Source organism: Microcoleus sp. OTE_8_concoct_300 (assembly GCF_031383065.1).
In the GTDB taxonomy this organism is placed as follows: domain Bacteria; phylum Cyanobacteriota; class Cyanobacteriia; order Cyanobacteriales; family Microcoleaceae; genus Microcoleus.
The window spans coordinates 1-6,784 of the sequence record NZ_JANMZH010000114.1; the positions used below are offsets into that span (position 1 = coordinate 1).

The 6,784-nt window shown below is 44.2% G+C and carries 3 protein-coding genes; all 3 read left to right on the forward strand.

Features of this window, described 5'->3' with window-relative positions:
* Positions 1-2,311 (forward strand): hypothetical protein (locus ACUVJL_RS05750; RefSeq protein WP_445244978.1); only part of this gene is annotated, 2,311 nt, incomplete at its 5' end.
* A gap of 30 nt (positions 2,312-2,341) precedes the next feature.
* Positions 2,342-6,079 carry a DUF6519 domain-containing protein gene (locus ACUVJL_RS05755; RefSeq protein ID WP_445244979.1) on the forward strand — a complete coding sequence of 1,246 codons (3,738 nt, stop codon included), beginning with the start codon at positions 2,342-2,344 and terminating at the stop codon, positions 6,077-6,079.
* A gap of 63 nt (positions 6,080-6,142) precedes the next feature.
* On the forward strand, positions 6,143-6,595 hold the full coding sequence (locus tag ACUVJL_RS05760; protein WP_445244980.1) for a hypothetical protein: 453 nt from the start codon (positions 6,143-6,145) through the stop codon (positions 6,593-6,595).
* The last annotated feature ends 189 nt before the right edge of the window (positions 6,596-6,784 follow it).

A 6,784-nucleotide genomic window follows, 5' to 3' on the forward strand; every position in this document is an offset into this window, starting at 1 on the left:
TATGAAGCCACTATACGATCGACTACCGGAAATTTACCGAGTCAAAGATGAGGAACAAACCCCACCCGGTCAACTTAAAAACTATTTGGCGATCGCAGATTTTATCTTTGATGCCATTCACGAAAATATCGAGTCTCTCTACGACGATTTATTTATCGAAACCTGCGAAGATTGGGTCATTCCTTATATCGGCGACTTATTAGGAACAAGCCCTCTGAAAGGCGACCCTTGGACGCTACGTGCCGATGTTGCCGATACCATTGCATTGCGCCGCCGCAAGGGAACTTTGGCAAGCATTGAACGCCTAACTTATAACTTGACTCAATGGGGAATTCATGCTGTCGAATTGCGCGAAAATTTGGTTTGGAATCAGCATTTAAATCACCAACGACCTGATATTGGAGGCAACCCGCCTTATGCCTCGGCGACGCGATTTACCCCCATCCGAGGCGGAACTGTGACTTTGCGAGATCCGGCGATGCTGAGTTTACTAAATACTCCCTTCGATCCATTTGCCCATATTCCCGACTTGAAACCACCAACCTTCGGAAATATCCGGTATAACTTGCCTAATTTGGCGATTTTTCTGTGGCGACTCAAAGATTATCGAGTCCGGTTTACGAAGCCAATTATGAAAATCCAAGCAACAAATACGGTAGTACCTGAAGAAGCAACCCACGTTGTTCGACTCTACGTTCATCCCCTCGGCGAACCCGTTCGAGTGTTTAATACTTATCAATTCGATCCAGACAAAGATCCACCAATTATTACTCAACTCGACGAAACACCAGGGGCGATCGCAACAGCGAGATTAACAACAAATTCAGAAGCAGGAAGACCGGAAAAATACGTGGCGATCCATACTTATAGTCCAGCCAATACTAACATTAACTCTCTCGATATTTCCGAGGTCGGTTTGCAACTCCTTTTACCAAAACCGGACTTTTTACCAGAACCGGACTGTGCTGGAACTAAATTATTGTGTTGGAAAATTCGCGGTGAAAATCTGTGCGCTTGGGAAACAGGGATACAACCGCCACTGAAAGATCGAGAAATCGCGATCGATCCGATTATTGGCAGAATTGCGATCGGCCTTGGCAAATTGGAAGAAGCAACTGCACTTGAAAAGCACCTGTTACTAACTTATACCTACGGCGCAGTAGGATCTGTAGGCGCACATCCGCGATCGCGTATTTTACCAAAAAAATGGGATAACGAAACAGTTGTGGTTAAGCCAGTAAATCTTTTTGAGGGTCATACTTTAAATGAAGCGTTGAACGACATTCAAGATGCAACATCTCCCGTTGTTATTGAAATTCAAGATAGTCGCGTTCATGTTTTGGATTTAAGTGCGATCGCCGGAAACATTAACGAAGACGGTGGATCCAACTTGCAACTCAATCGTTCCCTAATTATCCAAGCAGCCGATGGACAAAGACCGATTATAAAACTAACACGGCCCCTGCGCGTTCGTCCTAAAAATGTTGCAGAAGCCGCAAGCTTAACCCTACGGCTAGAAGGACTATATTTGACGCGAGATGATTTGTTTCCAGTCAATGCGCCACTCATTGCTAGAACAGCAATTAACCGTCTAGAAATTGTTGATTGTACCCTCGATCCAGGCGGTCAAAAACTCCTAGACGGGACAGTAGAAGGGAAGCGAAAACCAATGCGTCATTCCCTAGAATTGCGTCAACCTTATGGGTTTAGTGAAGATGATGAAAAGATATTCAACCAAACTCCTGAGATTATTTTAGAACGATCGATAGCAGGTTCTTTGCTCCTCGATCGGGGCTATCGTCTCTTTCTTTCTCATTCCATTATCGATGCTGGGAAAGGCGTAGGTGACGACCCAGAAACCAGCTTTGCCGTTGCTAATGCCACTGATTCTGTGAATGATTGGGGGCCGCCAACTCAAGTTAATGGCATTACCATTTTTGGACGAATGCGAGTCGAAATAATCAGCGGCAGAGGCGGAATTTGGGTTCATGCGCTGGAAGTATTAAATAACCAAACTGGCTGCATTCGCTATAGCTATTTTTCTGGAAAAGGAGACCGTTTACCTCAAAACTTAGGCTGCGTCACAGGAACCGAAGCAAAATTGCAATTTGTTATCGAAATCTTCGGCGAACCAGCCTATGGACAACTTGCTCGGGTATCCGATTTTCGCATTCGAGAAAGAGGACCTAATGAGGATGAAATGGGAGCATTTGGATTTTTGTTAGAGGCTCATAAATGGCGTAATTTACAAATTCGCTTTCGAGAATTTATGCCAGTCGGAATTAGACCTCTATTAATTCCAGTTAGCTAAATCACCCATTATCAACACCGGAGAGAAACAATGAAAGGGGATAGAGAAACAATGAAAGGCGATTTTTCAAGAGGGGACGCAATTAACGAACCCAACCTTAATGGTGTTTTGCACCAACAGGGACGAGTTTTTCTCGATCGGGATTGGAACGATCAGACCCAAATAGCACTAGACTGGCAAGATGGTGCTGCGAAACAAATTATTGGATCGAATGTTGCGGCAATTTCGACTCAAGAACCAAACGCATTTAAGGTTATTCATGCAAACGCAAAAACAGGAAAAGTACAGCTAGAAATTCACCCAGGTCAAGGATGGGCAGATGGTTTAGCAGTTACTTTGCCGGGAGAATCAAATGTTACGCATACGGCAACTTATCTCGAACCACCAATTCAAGACCCATCCGGCAAAGTTTCAGACATCAAAAATGGTATTCGGGATGCTGTAATTCTGGAAGTTTGGCGAGAAGCACTCAACGGTTTCCAAATGCCAGAAATTTTAATCGAACCTGCATTAGGAGGCCCCGATACCACGGAACGAGTTCTCACATCTATGCGCTTTCGATTGTTTAGATTAGCTGCCGGTCAGGACTGCCACAATATCATCGACAAGTTGCAAGATGACGTTAGTAAGAAAGGCAAACTCACGGTTTCTCTGCAAGATACAGCCGAAACAGGTGGCGATTGTCCGGTGGTGGAAGGTGGCGGCTACACGGGATTTGAACACCAACTTTATCGCATCGAAATTGCCCAGGTTAATGAAGGTACTGCCTGGTTCAAATGGTCGCAATTTAATGGTGGTTTGGTGGGACGAGGAAAATACGAAGTAAGTGGCGATAAAAAAAGAATCACCCTGACGGCAAATGACCAGGCAATTAAAATGTCGGGGTTGACCGGTTTTTACTTGGAAGTCATTAATTTGGATGAAGAACAGGGTTTCTGGCGCGTGACTTATGGTGCGGAAGTCACATTAAATGGTGACAATTTAGAAGTGGCTAATGAGCGCTATGCTGAGCCAATTTTACCTTCTGGAAAAGTATTTTTTCGTCTTTGGAATGGGATAAGTGCGATCGCACTTTTCCCCAAAGCAACAGAACCCTCAGAACCTCAAGAACTCCGGGACGGCATCCGTCTAGAATTCGACAACCCAGATACAACTTATTATCGACCTGGAGACTATTGGACCTTCAAAGTACGTGCAGGGGAAATTAGCAACCCTCCAATTTTGCTAGATGATCAACACCCCGAAGGCATTAATTATCATCGCGTTCCTCTGGCAGAGTTGAACTGGAATGCAGGTTTAGATATCTCTTTCGACGACGAACAAATTGAGGATTGCCGCGATATTTTCCGTCCGCTAACCCAGCAACAAGGGTGTTGCACGTTTTCAGTTGGCGATGGTAAAACGAGTCACGGAGATTTTGATTCTATCGAAGAAGCATTAAGACATCTTCCCAAATTGGGCGGAAAAATTTGTTTGTTACCCGGACTCCATGAAGCTAACGTTCTCATTAAAGAAAAGCGCAATATCAAAATCGAAGGTTGCGGTAAACACACTCGCGTGATTCCTCGAAAAAAAAATCGCACTTCCTCGATTTTCCACATTATAGATTCAGAATGTATTGCCCTACTCGACATAGATTTAGTCACCCTAGGAGGAACTGCAATTGTTCTCGAAGCAACTGAAGTTGGGAATCTCAGAGAAATCGAAATCGGACACAACCGGATGATTGCCTACAAAGAAGCAATCCATGTCAAGCGAGGACTCGGTATCCACATTCACCACAACAAAATTAGGATGTTGGATAAAGAAGGGGCTGGCGTTGCGATGTACTTAATGGCAGAAGATAGCCTCGTAGAACGCAACGATATCGGGGTAATTCCTGCTGAAAATACTCCGCCTCCCCAAAAACCTGATGGTGGAGAAACTCCCAATCCTACTGATCCATGCGCGGATTTAGAGATTCTTTATATCAGCATTCCTGCCTTTCTTGCCTATATCAATTTGATTTGGACTGTCGTCCTTTTGTTCATTCCCACAAATCCCTTCAAAGCATTAGGTGGTATTCAAATTGCTGGCGGTTCCGAACGTGTAAAAGTTTGGGAAAACACAATTAATGGCGGTGCGGGAAATGGCATTGCCTTGGGAACTTCACTGGCGGTCTTTCTAGAAGAACTGGAAGAAAGCCCGGAAGAAGAGGAACAGTCGATCGAACACAGTGGCGGTAAGCTGTGGGGTCGCGTTGTATCTGGAGAAACGAGACTCCCGAATATTACTGTTCTCTTTGAAAGTCAAGATCAAGATGGTACAACGTTCTCAACCATAACTGACAATAACGGTGACTGCGTTACTGAAAAAATTGCATCGGGAAAATATACAGTTTCAATTATCACTCCAGGCTACAAAATCGACCGCATTTCCTTCCAGGAGAATGGTCGCGAATTCGGTTTCCACCAGATTGAGGTCGTTCCAGAAGAAATCGATCTGGGCGATTTGCTCGCTTTTATCTATGAAATCGAAATCCATCGCAATGAAATTTCCCACATGGGATTATCAGGAATTGGCATACCTCGCGTCGAGTTGCCTGATTCCTTACCTAAAAATGTGGCTCGTCATCTGATAAAATTTACCCGATTTCTTGCTGTTTTTGGCAATCCAATTATCGGTTTGGAAATTCACGAAAACCACATCTTTACCTGTTTCCAAAATAGGATCGAGGGAGTCTTACGAACTGAAATTCAAGTCAGAGGATTCGGGGGGATTTCTCTCGGTATCTGTGCCAATCTCGCGATCGCTCGCAATCGCATTGAAAGCAACGGAACCAGCCATATCAACCCCGTATGTGGCATCTTTGTCACCTACGGAGAACAGATGGATATTAACCACAACTGGATTGCGGAGAATGGTCCCTTAACGAATGCCACAGGTAGTTTAATTCCTGGCAAACGAGGTGGTATCGTGTTGGCAGCCTCATCATTCCCACTCCTCAGTTTCCTCTCGACAGCATTGAGTGCCACCAAATCTATTGTGGGTGTCGCGAACACAAGCGCACTGATGGGACGACTGGCCGCACGAGTGCATGACAATATTGTGAACCAACCTGCGGGTCAGGCATTAACTATTTTGGCGATCGGATCTGTTTCAATTGTCAACAACCATTTCAATAGTGAACTATCTGGAACTGAGTTTTTCGACCTTCTTGCTGGAGGAGTTATGATCGTTAATTTGGGCGGATTAAATCGGCTGGGTACGCCGGGAATTGGCGGCGCGATCCCATCAGTTGGTGCAATTTCTGGAGCAAAAACAAACTACACTTCTTTTTCCCGAAATCCCAGCGCTGACTTACTATTTCCCAATGGCAATACCCTATTCAACAACAATCAAACTCGCGTAGGCATCCAAAACACTAGCCTGACAAGCCAATGGATTTTCTCAGTAGATGACATTGGGTTTGATGGGAACCAATCCGACGACTTAGGAGGACGGCGTTTATCTGAGCGGGTAATTATTTTTGCTGTGAATACCGTGCTTTGGGCAACAAGTTTGCGGGCGAGTGACAGTCGCTTGAAGGAAATTATCGACGTAGACAAACCCACTGTTGTGAGATTTTCACTGATTACTTTGAGTACACTAATGAATAACACGACAAACAATCAGGGCGACCATTGCATTTTTGCGTTCAATGCCTTTGCAGTTGCGAGTCCTGCCAGTGTCTTTGAGGGAAATCAGGTTTTGGATGCAACATTTTGTCGTCCAGTTATTCCACAGTAGGAGGATTAATTATATTACCTGTTCTCTATTGCCCATTACCTATTACCCATTACCATTACTGATATGAATGATATCAACGATAATTTTCCCCGTGAAGTCCGGAACAGAATTACCGAAGCATTCAGCGATGCAGGTTCCGCTAACATCGATGCTTTGCAGCAAGTCCAAGACGTGCAAGTTGTCATGGGTTCCCTGCTGCAACACGAAGCTAAGCGATTGGAGAAAAAGTTGGGCAGAGAAAACCTGCGAGTGCAACAGATTCAATCCACCATTAAACGCAATCAAGCTATTTCCAGAAATTTAGAAGTCGAACTGGAAATTGCTAAAATTCGCGTTCCTGAAGTTGACCAGAAAGACTCCCTGATTCACGGCCGCGTTGTGGATGAAAATCGACGGGGTTGGTCGGGTTTGGTGGTGTTTCTCGCTGATGTTCAAGGAAAAATTATCCTGACCCTCGGTAAGGCAGAAACCCAAGATTCGGGTTACTATAGCAATCCTAAATCAGTTGCAAACTAATCTGGCTTCACTAATCATGATTAAGTTGGTATTAATTCAGGGTTTTCAACAAAAAAGTCATACATATATAATTTGTAAAAATCAAAAATCTGACAATGAGTTACCAGCATAAATAATTTTTTAATAAGTGGGAAAGATTTACATAAATACCAATGTTCTCTCAAAAATCTTTTGCCTTGAAGCCAAATA

Coding starts and splice junctions, on each gene's coding strand:
- ACUVJL_RS05755 (WP_445244979.1), top strand. CDS start 2,342: ATGAAAGGGGATAGAGAAACAATGAAAGGCGATTTTTCAAGAGGGGAC.
- ACUVJL_RS05760 (WP_445244980.1), top strand. CDS start 6,143: ATGAATGATATCAACGATAATTTTCCCCGTGAAGTCCGGAACAGAATT.